Origin of the sequence: Paenarthrobacter sp. NPDC090522, assembly GCF_044769225.1 — a bacterium.
Taxonomy (GTDB): domain Bacteria; phylum Actinomycetota; class Actinomycetes; order Actinomycetales; family Micrococcaceae; genus Arthrobacter.
In genome coordinates this window covers 44,301-60,269 of record NZ_JBIVXL010000016.1, presented here as the reverse complement: position 1 = coordinate 60,269, position 15,969 = coordinate 44,301, and the positions used below count along the sequence as shown (strand labels likewise).

Annotated in this window: 15 protein-coding genes; 10 read left to right on the top strand and 5 right to left on the bottom strand. The window is 64.1% G+C overall.

Going from position 1 to position 15,969, the window contains the following annotated elements; genetic code table 11:
• Positions 1 to 11: 11 nt before the first annotated feature.
• Positions 12 to 761 (bottom strand): DUF5058 family protein, encoded by a 750-nt coding sequence (locus ACIQT2_RS18630; RefSeq protein ID WP_402949388.1) that lies wholly within the window; start codon positions 759 to 761, stop codon positions 12 to 14.
• A 274-nt stretch (positions 762 to 1,035) separates the two neighbouring features.
• Between ACIQT2_RS18630 and ACIQT2_RS18625 the strand changes: the two genes are divergently transcribed.
• Positions 1,036 to 2,484, top strand: coding sequence for an amidase (locus ACIQT2_RS18625; RefSeq protein WP_402949386.1), 1,449 nt, complete (start codon positions 1,036 to 1,038; stop codon positions 2,482 to 2,484).
• On the opposite strand, the gene ACIQT2_RS18620 is transcribed toward ACIQT2_RS18625, so the two are convergent.
• From ACIQT2_RS18620 to ACIQT2_RS18605, 4 genes are all read right to left on the bottom strand, one after another.
• Positions 2,465 to 3,418, bottom strand: coding sequence for an Lrp/AsnC family transcriptional regulator (locus ACIQT2_RS18620; RefSeq protein ID WP_402949384.1), 954 nt, complete (start codon positions 3,416 to 3,418; stop codon positions 2,465 to 2,467). The two genes, ACIQT2_RS18625 and ACIQT2_RS18620, sit on opposite strands and share 20 nt — an antisense overlap.
• A 224-nt stretch (positions 3,419 to 3,642) precedes the next feature.
• A complete protein-coding gene (locus ACIQT2_RS18615; protein WP_402949382.1) occupies positions 3,643 to 4,884 on the bottom strand; it encodes an AGE family epimerase/isomerase in 1,242 nt (413 codons plus the stop codon).
• A 177-nt stretch (positions 4,885 to 5,061) separates the two neighbouring features.
• Entirely contained in the window at positions 5,062 to 5,844 is a 783-nt protein-coding gene (locus ACIQT2_RS18610) for a DeoR/GlpR family DNA-binding transcription regulator (RefSeq protein WP_400335973.1), read from the bottom strand.
• 74 nt (positions 5,845 to 5,918) lie between these two features.
• Positions 5,919 to 7,061, bottom strand: coding sequence for a Gfo/Idh/MocA family protein (locus tag ACIQT2_RS18605; protein WP_402949379.1), 1,143 nt, complete (start codon positions 7,059 to 7,061; stop codon positions 5,919 to 5,921).
• Positions 7,062 to 7,194: 133 nt separating this feature from the next.
• On the opposite strand from ACIQT2_RS18605, the gene ACIQT2_RS18600 reads away from it, so the two are divergent.
• From ACIQT2_RS18600 to ACIQT2_RS18560, 9 genes are all read left to right on the top strand, one after another.
• Entirely contained in the window at positions 7,195 to 8,094 is a 900-nt protein-coding gene (locus ACIQT2_RS18600; protein ID WP_402949377.1) for a PfkB family carbohydrate kinase, read from the top strand.
• Between the two features lie 16 nt (positions 8,095 to 8,110).
• Complete coding sequence (locus tag ACIQT2_RS18595; RefSeq protein WP_402949375.1) at positions 8,111 to 8,995, top strand: aldolase; 885 nt, start codon at positions 8,111 to 8,113, stop codon at positions 8,993 to 8,995.
• A 75-nt stretch (positions 8,996 to 9,070) separates the two neighbouring features.
• Positions 9,071 to 10,360 carry an ABC transporter substrate-binding protein gene (locus ACIQT2_RS18590; RefSeq protein ID WP_402949373.1) on the top strand — a complete coding sequence of 430 codons (1,290 nt, stop codon included), beginning with the start codon at positions 9,071 to 9,073 and terminating at the stop codon, positions 10,358 to 10,360.
• Positions 10,357 to 11,313: a carbohydrate ABC transporter permease gene (locus ACIQT2_RS18585; RefSeq protein WP_400335961.1), complete on the top strand. Its 957-nt coding sequence runs from the start codon at positions 10,357 to 10,359 to the stop codon at positions 11,311 to 11,313. The genes ACIQT2_RS18590 and ACIQT2_RS18585 overlap by 4 nt, the downstream gene beginning before the upstream one ends.
• 4 nt (positions 11,314 to 11,317) lie before the next feature.
• Positions 11,318 to 12,133 carry a carbohydrate ABC transporter permease gene (locus ACIQT2_RS18580; RefSeq protein WP_402949371.1) on the top strand — a complete coding sequence of 272 codons (816 nt, stop codon included), beginning with the start codon at positions 11,318 to 11,320 and terminating at the stop codon, positions 12,131 to 12,133.
• A gap of 28 nt (positions 12,134 to 12,161) precedes the next feature.
• Positions 12,162 to 13,601: an NAD-dependent succinate-semialdehyde dehydrogenase gene (locus ACIQT2_RS18575; protein WP_402949369.1), complete on the top strand. Its 1,440-nt coding sequence runs from the start codon at positions 12,162 to 12,164 to the stop codon at positions 13,599 to 13,601.
• On the top strand, positions 13,602 to 14,345 hold the full coding sequence (locus ACIQT2_RS18570) for a sulfite exporter TauE/SafE family protein (protein WP_402949367.1): 744 nt from the start codon (positions 13,602 to 13,604) through the stop codon (positions 14,343 to 14,345).
• Between the two features lie 30 nt (positions 14,346 to 14,375).
• A complete protein-coding gene (locus tag ACIQT2_RS18565) occupies positions 14,376 to 14,555 on the top strand; it encodes a hypothetical protein (RefSeq protein ID WP_402949365.1) in 180 nt (59 codons plus the stop codon).
• A 13-nt stretch (positions 14,556 to 14,568) separates the two neighbouring features.
• On the top strand, positions 14,569 to 15,963 hold the full coding sequence (locus ACIQT2_RS18560) for a phosphomannomutase/phosphoglucomutase (RefSeq protein ID WP_402949363.1): 1,395 nt from the start codon (positions 14,569 to 14,571) through the stop codon (positions 15,961 to 15,963).
• The last annotated feature ends 6 nt before the right edge of the window (positions 15,964 to 15,969 follow it).

Below are 15,969 nucleotides of genomic sequence, written 5' to 3'. Positions count from 1 at the left end.
GCTTTGCGGGTTCAGGCGCCGGCGGCGAGGAACGCCGCACCCAGGCCGATGACGATGGAGAAGCCGAGGCCCCATTCCCGCAGCCAGCTCTTGCCGAGCTTCTTGGCGAGCAGCAGGCAAAGGCCCATGACCGCGGCGGAGACGAGGAAGGACAGAACGTGGATCCCGGACTTGGGAAGCTCGGTGAGGCCGAGGCAGGAGAACGCGCCGATCAGCGCCGCGGCGGGAACAATCGCCATCGCTGCCGGGTTCACGGAGCGGATCTTGGCGTCGCCCTTGCGGAGCACCGGAGTGAGGATGAGGGTTGCGAGCATCCACATGGCCCCGCCGATGCTCATGGCGAAGAAGGCCACGGCGAAGACGCTTTGGGTGTAGCTGGCATCACCGAGCTTGGCTCCCATGGAACCGGCGGCGATTCCGGCAGCAGAAACGTCGTAGGCAGCTGAACCGATCAGGCCGATCCGGGACAAGACTGCCGGGGCTCCGAACAGGCCAAGCAGCGCAATGGCCACGAGCGAGACTGCCAAGGAGGGTCCGATCGCGGAGACGGCCCCGGAGCGGAAGGACGTTTTGATGTCCTGTGCACTCATCTCCACCGAGGGAGCTGCACGACGTGCCGCCTTCATGAAGATGACGGACTGGATGATGATGACGCCGAAGACACCGGCCACGCAGATCCACAGGACGGGGTTGTTGGCGATGGCAAGGATGTCCGTTGATGTGTTGGATGCGAGCGGTTGAAGTGCCAGGGGTTGGTGCATGGAAACCTCCGGTTGCGGGCCCCGCGCATTCACATCCGAACCACGTTGTAGCGGCTGTTTCCTGCTGAGGGGGCAAATCCAGGCCCACCGACCAGATCGGCCAGCGGGTTAGGAACACCTTCCGCTATGAGCCGGATCACACACAATAGCTGACGGAATCAGCCATCTAATTGGCTGATACGGTCAAACGAGACCCTTGCAACACGCGGGGCTTCCATTGGCTCAGTGTGACTCGGCACACTTTCAGGCAGCGACCATCCAGCAAAGGAGCACCATGCCCGAGACCATTGGCGAGCTGTCCGCCGTCGAACTCACCGCCGCAATCCGCACGAAGAAAATCTCCGCCCGCGAGGCCTTGGCCGCTCATCTTGGCCGGATCGAGGAGGTCAATCCGGTGATCAACGCCGTGGTGACCCTGGACCCCGAAGGCGCGCAGACGCTGGCGCACCACGCCGACCAGCTGACAGCTGCCGGGGTCGAACTGCCGCCACTGCACGGCCTGCCCATGACGCACAAGGACACCAACAACACTGCCGGGATGCGCACCACCCAAGGCTCCCTCGCCTTGCGTGACTATGTGCCCGACGCCGACGACCTCATCATTGCCCGGCTCAAGGCAGCCGGCGTGGTGAGTACAGGCAAGTCAAACGTCCCGGAATTCGGCGCGGGCTCGCACACCTTCAACGACCTCTTCGGGACCACCACCAATCCGTACGCGCCCACCCTGAGCGCCGGCGGCAGCAGCGGCGGGGTTGCCGCCGTCGTCGCTTCACGCGTCCAAAGCATCGGTGACGGCAGCGACATGGGCGGCTCGCTCCGCATCCCGGCGTCTTTTTGCAACGTGGTGGGTTTCAGGCCGTCGACGGCGGTGATCCCCATGCCGTCCGACGTCAACGCCTACGCATGGCTGGGACGGACGGGGCCGATGGCACGGACCGTGGAGGACATTGCGTTGTTCATGTCCGTCACTGCCGGACCCGACCGGCGTGTCCCCCACCCGGCAGGGCTGGATCCGGAAGTGTTCCGCGCATCGCTGGAAACGGACATGCGCGGTGTGCGGATCGGCTGGTCGCGGGACTTTGGCATTGGCGTGCCGGTGGAACCCGAAATCCTGGAGCACCTGGAACGGCAGCTCAGGGTTTTCGAGGAACTGGGGGCGATCGTGGAGGAAGCCACACCGGACTTCAGCGAAGCAGACTTGGTGTTCGGGAACACGCGGGCCATGGACTTTGCCGCAGGGCTGGGGCCGCTCTTGGAAAGGGCCGGGGACGTGATCAAGCCCGAGGTGCACTGGAACGTGAACAAGGGACTCGCCCTGACCGCCCGGGACCTGATCGAAACCGCAGCTGCACGCACACGGCTTGAAGCAGGAGTTCAGTCATTCTTCAGCCGCTATGACCTCTTCGCGAGTCCCTGCGCCCAAGTCCTGCCGTTCGATGCGACGCTGCGGTACCCGGGCTCTGTTGCCGGAATACCGTCGGAAACGTATCTGGACTGGATGCGTTCGGCGTGCGTGCTTTCCGCAACCGGCCTTCCGGTGCTGAGCGTGCCTGCAGGCTTCAGCTCGACAGGTTTGGCCATTGGCCTCCAGCTGGCCGGCAACCACTACACGGACATGCAGTTGCTGCGCTGGGGCCGGGCCTTCGAACAGCAGACGGGGTACGCCGCCGTCGCGCCCGTTATCGCTACTGACGTGCCGGCCCTTACGACGGTGCCCGCATAAAGCGGCCACCCCGCTTCTGGGCGTCGAGCAGGATGGAGACATCTACGCCGGATGCGTACTGTGCCCACTCCGAAGCAGTGATGAACCGGTAAAGGGCGGACATATCCCCCACGGTGACATCGGCGATTACCTGGTAGTCGCCTGCTATGGCCGCGGCGTAGCGGACCATGGGGAGTTCGGCGAGGCTCTTGCCCAGTTGCTCAACGTGCTGTGGCGCGGCCCGGATCCAGAGCAAGGCTTCAACGGCGAGGCCGAAAGCTGCCGGTTCGATCACCACCCGCAAGTGGACCTGGTTGTTGGCCAGAAGCCATTCGCTGCGTCGGCGGGCGGTCGCTTCCGAGACGCCCACCCGACGGCCCAGCGCCTCGAAGCTCATCCGGCCATCGGCGCACAAGGCTTCCACGATCTCGTTGTCCTGGCGGCTCAGTTCCTTCTGGGCTTCCAGGATGCCCGAGTCCACGGTGAGGTGTGACCGCAGTGCCTCGGCCCGGTCCGCGCTGAGGATTTCCGGCCGCCACCCCCGGATGGTGCGGAAGTATCGCAGGACCGGGTAGCTGGTTGAATCCCTGAGGCCGATGGTGGACGGAAGTTCGTCCGAGAGCACGTCGGCCATGTGCCCGGGGTCCGTCATGATCTCGGCCACGCAATCACCGGTGCCCGTTGTGGTGTAGACGAACGTGATGTCTTTTCGCTGGGCCAGGGCTTTCGCAGCCGTCCGCACCGTCCCAGGGATGCACCGCATCTCGAAGAGCACCGCTGCCGGCTTCGGCCGCACGCCCACCACCGCAACCGCTCCCGACTCCAGGAGTTGGGAGCCCCGGCGCGCAACTGTTCGCTCGGCTTCCCCCAACACCGCAGCCATCTTGCGCCACGGGCATCGCGGGTCGATCTGGAGGGCGGCCACGATCTGCCGCTCCAATGCGTCAAACAACACCGTGGGCGCTCCATTCGGTTCGTTGGAGCCTCGGTTTCTGTCACGGGCCCACAGACAGAATATAAGGGCGCCACCCAGCCGGAGCCCACCCAGCCGGGGCGACAGGCAAGTCCTGGCACCCCGGCCCTGCCGCGCAGGTCGTCCCATGGCAGGGGAAAGTCAAAATGGTCCCCCGGTCCGCCTTCCCCGTATTGATGTCAAGTGCCCGGGGTTGACGCAGCAGCTTAGTGGAGGCGCGAGTCCAGCAACCCGGCCGCGAGTGCCGGAGCCAGGCCGGGCGCCAGCGGGAGCCGTGGAACAACGAGGCAGTGCCACAAGTGGTAGACATCTGCCTTGCCCGACCACACGGTCGAGGCCACGTTGCCTTGCTCGTCCAGTTCCTGCTTCCAAGAGCCATGCTCGTAGTCGATGAACCAGTCGCGGGCGTGGTCCCAGATCCGCTCGTACCAGTCCGCGTAGCTCTCGTCTCCGGTGGCCATGTACAGCGCGGCAGCACCGCCGATCGCCTCCACCGGCACCCACCGGATGCGGGACGTGACAACGGGCTTGCCCTCCCAGTCCACGGAGTACACGAACCCGGGATGGCCGTCCGGCTCCCAGGCATCGCGGATGGCGGCGTCGAACAGGCCCCGGGCGTCCTCCGTCAGCCAGGACGGGACCTCCAGGCCCCGGGCCTCGAGGCCGGCGCGGAGGTGCAAGAGCAAGCGCGCCCATTCGACCCAGTGGCCAGGCGTTCCGCCGTAAGCCCGGAACTGGCTTGCGCGGTCGTCTGTGTTGTACTCCGGAATCGGATTCCATTCCGGGTCGAAGTGCTCGAAGACGCGGTAGTTGTTGTTGCGCGCGAACTGATGAATGAGCACTTCGGCGATGTGCAGGGCACGTTCGATCCAGCGGTTCTCGCCCGTCACGTCGGCAACAATGAGGTAAGCCTCCACGGAGTGCATGCTGGCGTTTCCACCGCGGTAGGCCTCGGTTTCCGTGAAGTCGCGGTTCCAGGAGTCGAAGCACATGTTGGCTTCGTGGTCCCAGAACTTGGAGTCGGCTATGTGCAAGGCTTCCTCGAGCAGCTCCTGCGCGCCTGGCCGGCGGGCCGCGACCGCGCTGGCTGCCGCCAGGAGCACGAAGGAATGCTGGTACCCGGACTTTGCGTCGTTCACGGGCCCGTTCCCGTCCACTTCGGCGTACCAACCGCCATGCTCACTGTCCCGGAAGACTCCGTTGAGCGCGGCAATGCCGTGGTCCACCAGGGCTGCCGCACCTGGCCGTCCCATCAAGGTTGCAACTGCGAAACTGTGGACCATGCGGGCAGTGATCCACAGGTGGGTCGGCTTGCCCGCGTCCACCTTGCCGTAGTTGTCGAGCCAACCGAATCCTGTGGCAACCTTTGAACCGGCTGCAAAGTTAATGAGCCGATCCGTTTCTGCTTCGAGCCAACGTGCGTGAGCGGCGCTGTTCAGCCACGTCATGTGCATCTCCTCAGTGATTTTGGGGCCGCCAAAAGGGGCCTGTTGTTGACTTCACTCCCGATGATCGAATTCCACCAAGGTTTAGTCTGATTTCTGACACTGAAGGTCAGTGGATAACTGACGGTCAGTGGGTAACAGGAGCCTTTGGCTCCAGCAGTCAGGGCCGCTGCGGTGCGGTCAGGCCGCCACGATCAGTTTCACGTCGGCCGCTTTCAGCGCGGCCTCAATTTCCTGTGGCGGCGGCGCGTCCGTCACCAAGACGTCGACCGCATCAAATACGGCCAGTTTGGCCAGTGCATACCGCAGCATTTTCTGGTGCGTGGCCACCACCACCACCTGCTCGGCCGATGCCATGAGCGCAAGCTTCGTGGCCCGTTCAACATCACGTTCAATGTAGAACGCTTCATCATGGATCCCGCTGACGCCGATGAAGGCGGTCTTGGCACGCAGGCCTTGGGCGGCACTGACGGTCATGGGACCGTTGAACGCCTGGCTGTCCAGCAGCAGTTCGCCACCCAGGCAAATGGTCCGCGCGGACGTCAGTTGCAGGCACCGCTGTATGGCCGGTGCCGAATGGGTGATGATCGTGCCCATGAAGGACGCCGGCAGTTCCTGTGCGATCTGGTAGGTGGTGGTTCCTGCGTCAAGGATGATTGCGTCACGTTCGGCCACCATGTCCACGCAGGCCTTGGCAACACGCTGCTTGGCGTCGGCATCCTCGCGGGCCCGCGCCGCGAAGTCAGCGTTTTGTCCGTGTCCTTCGACCGCGCTTACCCCGCCGTGCACCACCTTGACCAGTCCCAGCTTGGACAGCGCCCGGGTGTCGCGGCGGACTGTCATGTCCGAGACGTCGAACGTCCCGGCCAAATCCGCCGTGGAAAGGAATCCCCGTCGGCCGAGCTCGTCCAGAATGGTGCGCTGACGCGGCGTCAGCGGCGCCTCTTCCCGTGCGATGCTCATGGCCTCCCCTTTCCTCTCATGTCCTTGGACGTTCCAGGGTGTCGCAAAGTGTTGCAATTCCAACACAATCCTACTTACTTCCGGGCGCCAACCATCGGTGCCTGGAGTTCAATGGCGCGTCCTTCCACAATGGACCGCTCGGCTGCAAGGCCCATCCTGACGGATTGAAGGCCGTCCGCCACCGTCACATCCACCGGCCCCTCACCCAGTATGGCCTTCCGGTAGCCGAGGTGCTCGTAGTAGGTGGAACCGTGGTGCGCCCCTGCGGCAAGGACTGCCTCGTCCACCGGAACGTCGTGCTTTTCCGGACCCAGCGGCGAGCGCGGACTGAACTCGACGGTGGCTTCAGTTTCGTCGCCTTCGATCCAGTGGTTGGCGGCCACAGGGATGAGAGTCTCGATTTTGGCTGCGTCGCCCACAATCGAGATTCGCTCCTGGAACTTGGACCCCTCGGCAAACATGGACAGTTCCAGCATGGCCCGGCTTCCGCCCTTGAAATCGACGATCACGTAGGCGTTGTCCACCATGTCGGAGATTCGCCCGTCATAGACCTCGTCGAGGTGGTTCACGTCGTGCCCGCCGCTGGCGTAGACGCGGGTGGGTTCGTCCTGCAGGATCAGGCGCATGAGGTCGAAGAAGTGGCAGCACTTTTCCACCAAGGTGCCGCCGGTGCGCTCGGCGAACCGGTTCCAAGCGTCCACCTTGTGCAGGAACGGGAAGCGGTGTTCGACGATCGAGAGCATGTGGATGGTGCCGAGCTTGCCACCGTGTGCGGCCTGGATGATCTCCTGCACGGGCGGCATGTAGCGGTACTCCATGGCAACCCACACCGGGGCCGGGTACGAGGCGGCCAGCACTTCCAGCTCGTCAGCCTGCTCCGCACTGGTGCACACCGGCTTCTCCACCAGGACCGGCAGGTTGGTGCCGCTGGCGAAGATGTCCTTCAGGATTCCCAAGTGCGTGTCGTTCGGACTCGCGATCACAAGGGCATCCACCAGCCCCGATGCCAGCAGGTCCTGGTGCGAGGAGAACGTCTTCACGTCGTAGCCAATTTCGCGTGACGTCTCTTCGAGGGAGGAGGGCGTGGGATCGGAGACCGCGGTGATGCGGCTTCCTGGGATCAAAGCAAGGTTTCGCACATGTTCGCGGGCCATGTGGCCGGCGCCGATGAGTCCGTAGCGAATGGTCTGGGCTGTTTCCTCAGAGGGCAATGCCATGAGCTGCTCCGTTTCTCTGCGTTGAGTGGGGGATCGACGTTGCATCCCAAACATCATTATACAGAATGTGTTGTTTTTCACACATAGCGTGTGTATATTTTTTCAAACCAGCCCAACTACAACGAGGTGGATCGTGCCCCAACCGTCATCCGGAACCCTGCTCTTCGTCGGGTGTGCCACTTTGGACTCCATCGCACTGGTGCAGGAATACCCCGCTGCCGACAGCCGCACTGTGGCCACAGATTTTGCGACGGCGGGCGGCGGCCCGGCCGCGACAGCGGCAGTCGCGGCAGCCCGTGCCGGCGCAAAGGCGGCCTTTGCCGGCGTCGTAGGTGAAGACGAGGAAGGCGACCGGATCATCAGCGGCCTCGAAGCTGAGGGCGTGGACACCTCAGCCGTCATCCGTGACCCCAAGGTCCAGACGGGCGCCAGCGTGATCGTGGTCAGCCGATCCACCGAAAGCCGGGCAATCGTGACCCGGCCCGTACCTCCGGTCGAGTTCCCGGCGGGCAGTCGCTTCCACGAGTTGGCGCGAAGTGCCGCTTGGGTCCATGTGGACCACTTGGGCTGGAACGCCATCGCTGATCTGGAGGGCCTGCGGATCAGCGTGGATGCGGGAAACCCCATCCCTGCCTTCAGGCCGGATGGCGTGGCGCTGTATGTGCCCACGATCGAACGCCTGCGGGCCGAGTTCGGTGACCACCTGTCCCCGGAGGCCCTGGTGCAAAAAGCCGTCGACGGCGGTGCGTCCGCCGTCGTGGCGACGGCAGGGTCCGCGGGAGCCTGGGGACTGGAACGGGACGGCGTTCCTTTCCACGTACCGGCAACACCCGCGGAGATCGTCTCCACGCTCGGTGCCGGCGATGTCTACCACGGCGCCATCCTCGCTGCCGTCGCGGCCGGACTCCCGCTGGCAGAAGCAGCAGCCTTCGCCGGCCGCACGGCCACGGCGTCCTGCGCGGGCCTGGACGGTCGCTCCATGATTCCCCGCCAGGCCATCACCCCCGTTTTGACCAGCAATCCCACTGTCTAGCTGAAAGAAGCAGCCCATGAGCACCACCGATCTTTCCCCTCTCCAGCGCCCGTCCGGTGCATTCGCCATGCTGGCAGTGGACCAGCGCGAAGCCATGCGAAACATGTTCGCGGAGCACACTGACCAGCCTGTCACCGACAAGGACCTCCGCGACTTCAAGCTTGCGGCGGCCCGGATCCTCACACCGTATGCGTCCGGCGTCCTCATTGATCGCCAGTTCGCGCTGGACCAAGCCATCGAAGCCAACGTGGTTGACCCCAGCTGCGGACTCATCGCCTCAGCCGACCACTTTGAGTCAGCCCACGGCGAATTGGTAGGGGAAGTGACCATCGACAAACTGGTGGATCCCGCAAAGTACGCCGCGCTGGGCGCGAAGGCCCTCAAGCTCCTGGTGCTCTACCGCCCGGATGAACCCGCCGAAGGCCGCGTGGCAATGGTCCGCGAGTTCGTAGAGAGCTGCAAGTCCGCCGGGCTCATCAGCATCATCGAACCCGTCTCCCGTAAGCCCCTGGCTGGTGGCGATTTCGACTGGAACGCCGGCATCCTTGCCGCGGCCAAGGAACTCGGCAGCCTGGGCGCCGACCTTTACAAGGCAGAGGTTCCGTACAAGGGCCAAGCCCCCGAGGCCGAGGTTCGCGCAGCATGCGCCGAACTGACCAAGGCCATCGACGGCCCCTGGGTGGTCCTTTCCTCCGGCGTCCCCGAGGACGTCTTCCCTGACGCCGTCCGGTGGGCATGCATGGAAGGGGCCAGCGGGTTCCTGTCCGGTCGGGCCGTTTGGGCGTCCTGCATCGGCTCCACTGACGTCGTGGAATCCCTGTCCACCGATGCCGTCCGTCGGCTGCAGCGGCTCTGCGCCGTCGTCGACGAGGTGGTTTCCGCACAACGGACCACCGCCTGATCCGTCCCGGAGGCCGCTGGGGCGGCCCATGATCCAAACAACCAGGCACAGCAAACACTCAATGAGGAGAATATTGTGAGTCAGATTTCACGCAGGCAGGCCATGGCCGTTTTCGGTGCCCTGGGTCTCGGTGCGACCGCCGCGGCATGCGCAGGACCTGGCGGTTCCACGGCCCCGGGTGGAGCCTCCGGTCCGGTTGCTCCGTCCACCGGTGACATCACCGGCAAGGTGTCCTTCGCCCACTGGCGTGGCGAAGACAAAGCAGTGTTCGACGAGCTCATCAAGCGCTTCGTGGCGAAGAACAGCGGGGCGGAGGTCACCCAGGATATTTCAACGTCCAACGACTACAACGCCCAGGGTTTGCAGAAGGTCCGGGGCGCGGCCATCGGTGACGCGTTTGCGACGTTCCGCGGCGCACAGTTCAAGAATTTCGGTGAGGCCGGAATCTACACCGAGCTGAAGAACAGCAAGGCGGTGGGGAATTACCAGAAAGGCCTCCTCACGGCCGGGCAGTCCGGAGACAGCCAACTGGGCCTGCCGTACCAAGTGGTCTTCCCCATGCCGATGGCCAACGTGGACCTCTTCGACAAAGCCGGGGCTGAGCTTGCTCCCAAGGACTGGGACGCTTTCCTGGCCATGTGCGAGAAGCTGGCGTCCTCCGGCGTCACGCCCATCTCGTGGCCAGGCGGCGATGTAGGCAACGGTGGCCAGTTGTTCAACTGCATGATCGCCAACAACGCCCCTGTGGACGACATGTGCTCCCAGATCGAACAGGGCAAGCTCAAGTGCACTGACGACTGGTTCATCGCCATGCTGAACCAGTACAAGGACCTGGTACCGTTCCTGCAGTCCAACGCCACAGGCACCGCGGTGGAACCGGCACAGAACCTGTTCTCCCAGGGCAAGGCCGCCATGCTGGCGACGGGGTCCTACCACCTCGCCGCCGTCCGAAATCTGGGCGCAAAGTTCCCCATCGAGCTCGTTTTCCCGAATACGTCCAAGGACGGCAACGCCAAGTATGAGGGTGCCTACAACGCCACGTTCATCCTCGGCGTCAATTCGGCCAGCAAGCACCAGGCCGCCGCGGCAGCCTGGATCGATTTCCTGTCCGAACCCGAAAACGCCGGGTACTACGCCAACCAGACGGCCCAGCACGTGTCCGTCAAGGACGTCGAGTACACGAACGCTGATCTCAAACGCTTGAGCCCGTGGCTGGACAAGAAGACGGCGCTGGCCGCCCGCTTCCAGTTCCTGAACCTGGACGTCCGCAACGCCGTGGAAGCCAGCGCGACGGCGGTCATCTCCGGTACCAGCCCTGAACAGGCGGCCGAAGCCGCCCAGAAGATTGTGGACGAACGGTTATGAGCACCCACACCGGAATGGCTGCCAAGCGCAAGGCACCGGACAGCAGCACGGAAGCTGCCACGAAGAAGCGCCGGTCACCTACCCGTGTGAATCCTGCGCTGTACCTGTTCCCGCTCCCCGCCGTCGCGGTCATCGCGTTCTTCCTGGTGATGCCCACCCTTCAGGCGTTCCAGTATGCCGTCACCGACTGGAACGGCTTCTCGGCAGCGTTCAACTACGTGGGCGTGGACAACTTCATCCGGGCATTTACCAAGGACTCGTTGTTCACCAACGCGCTGACCAACAACCTGAAGTTCGTGTTGCTGGTAGTCATCGCCCAAACTGCCTTCTCGCTCCTGCTCGGCCTGCTCCTCACCAAGAACTCACGAGGCAGCATCCTCCTCCGCGCCTTGTTCTTCTTCCCCACCATCCTGTCCTCTGTCTCCGTGGCCTTCATCTGGAAGTTCATCTACGATCCCAACTTCGGCCTGGCCAACTCGGTCCTCGGTGCCGTGGGCCTGGAAGGCCTGCAGGGGTCCTACCTCGGCGACAACAACCAGGCGCTGTACTGGGTAGCCGTCACCCAGGTGTGGTTCCACGCCGGACAAATGATGGTGGTCTACATTGCAGGGCTGCAGTCCATCCCGCGTGAACTCTATGAGGCAGCGGAAATGGACGGCGCCAACAAATGGCAGCAGTTCAAGTCCATCACGTGGCCCTTCGTCGCCCCGGCAACGTCCATTGTGGTGGCCTACACCACCGTGCAGTCGTTCAAGGCTTTCGACCTGATCCTGGGCATCGCGGGCAATCCGCCCAAGAGCTCCCTGGACATCCTCTCCACCCGCATCTACAGCACCTTCGCCAACTCGGAGTTCGGCTACGCCGCCGCCCAGTCGATCATCTTCATGGCCATGATCGCCTTGGTCACCTGGCTGCAGCGCCGGTTGCTCCGGCTGACCCCGAAGGGGGAGTAACAGCATGCTCGCATCAATCAGCCGCCGCGCCATCCTGGGCATCTACGCGCTCATCATCATCATTCCGCTGACCGTTGTAGGTTTCGGCAGTTTCAAATCCACGCAGGAACTGTTCGAAGGTCCGTTCAGCCTGCCGCAGTCCCTCTCCCCCGACAACTATGCCGAGGTGATCGGTGGCCAAGACCTGGGTTCCTCCTTCTGGAACAGCGTCATCGTCACCGCCATCTCCGTACCAGTCACGCTCTTTATTGCCAGCCTGGCCGGTTACGCCGTCTCACGGCTCAAGGGTTTTGTGTCCTGGGCGATCTTTGGTTTCCTGGTCCTGGGTATGGCCATTCCCGCCCAGGCCAACATGGTCCCGCTCTACGTACTTTTCGGACGGCTCGGACTGTTGGACAACCTCACGGGACTGATCGTGGCCAACGTGGTCTCGACACTGCCCATCGCCGTGTTCATCCTGGGCGGCTTCATGCGGACGCTGCCCAAGGAACTCTACGAAGCCTCCTCCATCGACGGAACGGGCCCGTGGAAAACCTACGCGTCGATCGCGCTGCCGCTGTCCGCACCATCGATCGCGGCCGCCGCAATCTTCCTGTTCGTCATCCACTGGAACGAACTGCTCTACCCCCTCCTGTTCATCCAGTCCCCCGGAAACCGCACCCTGCCCTTGGCGTTGCTGAGCTTCCAAGGCGAATTCCAGACCAACTACCCGCTGCTGTTCGCAGGAGTCATCCTGGCTTCCCTGCCGGTGGTGGTGGCCTACATCTTCCTGCAGCGCTACTTCGTGGCGGGCATCACCGCCGGCGCCAGCAAGGGATGAGCACAGCACTTACCGAAAGGCACTACCTATGAACCTGAAATCGGCACAGCACCTGATCAACGGGACCTGGCACTCAGCCGCAACGTCCAAAGACGTCAAGGATCCTGGAAACGGAAGCACTGTGGGCGAGGTGACGTGGGGAGGTGCGGAGGACGCGACCAGGGCCGCCGATGCCGCGGCCGAAGCATTCAGCAGTTGGTCCCGGACCACGGCACGGACACGGGCCGACCTGCTCCACAACGCCGCCGGCCTGTTGGCTGATCGCCGCGACGAACTGGCACATACCCTGGCTTTGGAAGCCGGGAAACGACTGCCCGAAGCCCAGGGCGAAGTGGACTTCTCCGTGGAATACCTCAGGTGGTTCGCCGAGGAAGCACGCCGAACCACTGGCACCGTCAGCCCGCCGGAGCTCCGGGGCCGCCACCACCTCAGCGGCCGCAGGCCAATCGGCGTCGCCCTGAGCCTCACGCCGTGGAACTTCCCGGTGTCCATCCAAGCGCGGAAACTCGCGGCCATGCTCGCTGCCGGCTGTACCGTGGTGGGCCGGGTCTCCGAGAAGGCACCCCTTGCAGCTACCGGACTGTTCGAGATCCTGCACGACGCGGGGTTCCCCGCCGGCGTCGTCAATCTTGTCCATGGACCATCCCGGGAAGTGACCGGGGCCCTGCTCAAGCACCCCGCCGTTCGGGCGGTCAGCTTCACAGGATCCACCGGCGTCGGACGGCAGATCATGGCCTCCGCTTCCGAACGGGTGGTGCGGCCGCTGCTCGAGCTGGGCGGCAACGCGCCGTTTATCGTCTTTGAAGACGCCGACCTCGATGCCGCCGTCGAGGGCGCAGTGCTTGGCAGGCTCCGCAACACCGGCCAATCCTGCGTGGCCGCCAACCGCTTCCTTGTCCAGGACAGCGTCGCGGACGAATTCGCCCGGAAACTGGCCGCACGGTTTGATGCCATGAGCATCGGGCACGGAGTTCCCGACGGCGACACACCGGTACCGGACCTTGGTCCAGTGATCGACGCCGAACGGGTGGCAGCTGTCCAGGCCCTGGTGGATGATGCCCTCAACCGCGGCGCCCAACGGGTCACCACGCGCACCGAGGTTCCTGGCGAAGGATCCTTCATGGCACCGACGCTCCTCGTGGACGTTCCCGACGACGCGCTTCTGGTGAGCGAAGAAGTCTTTGGCCCGGCTGCCGGCGTCGTGACTTTCGCTTCGGAAGAGGAAGCGATCCGCAAGGCGAACGCAACCGAAATGGGCCTTGCAGCCTACGTCTGGACCAACAGCCCCAAGCGCGGCTGGGACATTCCCGAGCAGCTGGAAGCCGGCATTGTCGGTGTCAACGATCCCCTTCCGTCGGTGGCCTTCGCGCCCATGGGCGGGGCCAAGCAGTCCGGCCTCGGCCGGGAAGGATCCAGCCTGGGCCTCGAGGAATTCGAGGAGGTCCAGTACGTTGCCTGGAAAGCCTAGATGCTGACCACCGGGCTGGTGCTGGGCGCCGTCGTGATGGGCGCCGGGATGCAGCGGGTGACCGGGATGGGATTCGCTTTGGTAGCGGCACCCTTCCTGGTCCTGCTGCTCGGTCCAGTGGAGGGCGTAGTGCTGGTCAACGTCTGCGGAGCCGTGACAGCCGGTGCCATCATCTTCCGCGTCGTGCGGGACATCGACTGGAAGCGGTATCTGGCACTGGCCGCATCCGCCCTCCTGGGGATTGTCCCCGCGGCCATCCTCATCCGGTTCATGCCGCCGCCGGTCCTGGAGATCTCGATCGGGGTCATCCTCGCCGTCGGCCTGACAGTCCTGCTGTTCATGAAATCCGCTGTCCTGCCCAAGCGTCGCCGGTACCTCTTCACCGCAGGAGGGCTCAGCGGTTTCATGAACACCGCGGCCGGGGTGGGAGGACCGGCCGTCAGCATGTACTCCATCGCAACCCGGTGGCAGCACAAGTCGTTCGCGGCCACCATGCAGCCCTACTTCTTCACCATCGGCTCCTTGTCGCTCATGTCCAAGGCAGTCACGGCTCCGGAATCGTTTCCCGTCCTGCCGGCAACCATGTGGGTGGCGGTCGCCGTCGCCTGTTTGGTCGGACTCGTCCTGGGCGACCTCGCCTCCAAGCGCGTCTCGGCGAGGGCCGCACAGATCCTGCTGATCGTGCTGGCCTACCTCGGCGCGGCTGCCACCATTGTCCGCGGCGTCCTCGACGCCGTCGGCTGAACCCCATAACCCCCTAAGAAAAGGACCACCATGTTTGACGTCTCCCCCAAGGAAAGCACCCTGCGGGTTTCCACCTCCAACGGCGAACCCGTCTCCCTCACGGTTGACCCAAGCGGGCTCCGTCTTGAGATCGACACCAACTGCCGGTGCAGCGAAGCCCCTGAGCGGCGCGCCGGCTCGTACACGGATACCGACTTCGGCGCTCGCTGAATCAAGGACGATCATGGATCTTTCTTCGTCCTTCAAGGCCTACGACGTCCGGGGCATCGTCGGTGTGTCACTGACCGACCAAGTTGCAGAAGCCATCGGTGCCGCCTTCGTGGATGTCCTGGGCCTTGCCGGGAGGACCGTGTTCTGCGGCGGTGACATGCGCCCGTCAACTCCGGGGTTCGTCTCTGCTTTTTCGCGCGGTGCCTCCAGTAGAGGCGCCGATGTTCGCGATCTCGGCCTCATTTCGACCGATGAGCTCTATTTCGCGTGCGGATCCCTCAATGCGGCCGGTGCCATCTTTACGGCCAGCCACAACCCGGCACAGTACAACGGGATCAAAATGGCCAAGGCCGGAGCCGTCCCTGTTTCCTCCGATTCCGGGCTGTTCGACATCCGGGACCTCGCCCAGCGCTACCTCGCCCAAGGAATTCCGGCGGCCGGCTCACCGGGTACCGTGGCCGCGCTGGACGTGCTTGGCGACTACGCACGCAAGCTGCGCTCCCTCGTTGACCTGACCGGCGTTCGTCCCCTCAAGGTTGTTGTGGACGCCGGAAACGGCATGGCTGGGATGACCGTTCCTGCGGTACTGGGCGGCCAGCACCTGGAGGCCCTGCCGCTGACGATTGTTCCCCTTTACTTCCAGTTGGACGGCACCTTCCCGAACCATCCCGCCAACCCGTTGGAACCGGAGAACCTCCGCGACCTGCAGGCGGCCGTCGTCGCGCACGGCGCCGACCTTGGGTTGGCGTTCGACGGCGATGCGGACCGCTGCTTCGTCGTCGACGAGATGGGACAACCGGTCACACCATCCGCCATCACCTCCCTGATCGCGGTACGTGAGATCGCCAGGGCGCAGGCGGCCGGGGAGGCAGAGCCGGCCGTGATCCACAACCTGATTACGTCCACGTCGGTTCCGGAGTTCATCCAGGCCGCCGGTGGCCGTTCCGTCCGAACACGGGTTGGCCGCTCGTTCATCAAGGCCCGCATGGCCGAAGAGAACGCTGTGTTCGGTGGCGAACATTCCGCCCACTACTACTTCCGCGACTTCTACAACGCGGATACCGGCATGCTCGCCGCAATGCACGTCCTTGCCGCCCTCGGCGGGCAGCCCGGACCTCTCTCCAGCTTGGCGCAAAAGTACGAACCGTACTCCTCAAGCGGCGAGATCAACTCGGCCGTGGCGGACACGGCCACGTCCATCGCGGACATTCAAGGCTCCTACGAGGGCATGGACGATGTTCTCCTGAATGATTTGGACGGCCTGACCGTGACCGCGGAATCAGGAGACTGGTGGTTCAACGTCCGTGCGTCCAACACCGAAGAACTGCTGCGGCTCAACGTCGAGGGCAAGGACGCCCAGACCATGGGGCGTGTGCGTGACGCTGTGCTGGAGATGATCCGGCGTTAGGGCTGC

Coding starts and splice junctions, on each gene's coding strand:
- ACIQT2_RS18575 (WP_402949369.1), top strand. CDS start 12,162: ATGAACCTGAAATCGGCACAGCACCTGATCAACGGGACCTGGCACTCA.
- ACIQT2_RS18565 (WP_402949365.1), top strand. CDS start 14,376: ATGTTTGACGTCTCCCCCAAGGAAAGCACCCTGCGGGTTTCCACCTCC.
- ACIQT2_RS18570 (WP_402949367.1), top strand. CDS start 13,602: ATGCTGACCACCGGGCTGGTGCTGGGCGCCGTCGTGATGGGCGCCGGG.
- ACIQT2_RS18585 (WP_400335961.1), top strand. CDS start 10,357: ATGAGCACCCACACCGGAATGGCTGCCAAGCGCAAGGCACCGGACAGC.
- ACIQT2_RS18580 (WP_402949371.1), top strand. CDS start 11,318: ATGCTCGCATCAATCAGCCGCCGCGCCATCCTGGGCATCTACGCGCTC.
- ACIQT2_RS18625 (WP_402949386.1), top strand. CDS start 1,036: ATGCCCGAGACCATTGGCGAGCTGTCCGCCGTCGAACTCACCGCCGCA.
- ACIQT2_RS18595 (WP_402949375.1), top strand. CDS start 8,111: ATGAGCACCACCGATCTTTCCCCTCTCCAGCGCCCGTCCGGTGCATTC.
- ACIQT2_RS18560 (WP_402949363.1), top strand. CDS start 14,569: ATGGATCTTTCTTCGTCCTTCAAGGCCTACGACGTCCGGGGCATCGTC.
- ACIQT2_RS18630 (WP_402949388.1), bottom strand. CDS start 761: ATGCACCAACCCCTGGCACTTCAACCGCTCGCATCCAACACATCAACG.
- ACIQT2_RS18610 (WP_400335973.1), bottom strand. CDS start 5,844: ATGAGCATCGCACGGGAAGAGGCGCCGCTGACGCCGCGTCAGCGCACC.
- ACIQT2_RS18615 (WP_402949382.1), bottom strand. CDS start 4,884: ATGACGTGGCTGAACAGCGCCGCTCACGCACGTTGGCTCGAAGCAGAA.
- ACIQT2_RS18605 (WP_402949379.1), bottom strand. CDS start 7,061: ATGGCATTGCCCTCTGAGGAAACAGCCCAGACCATTCGCTACGGACTC.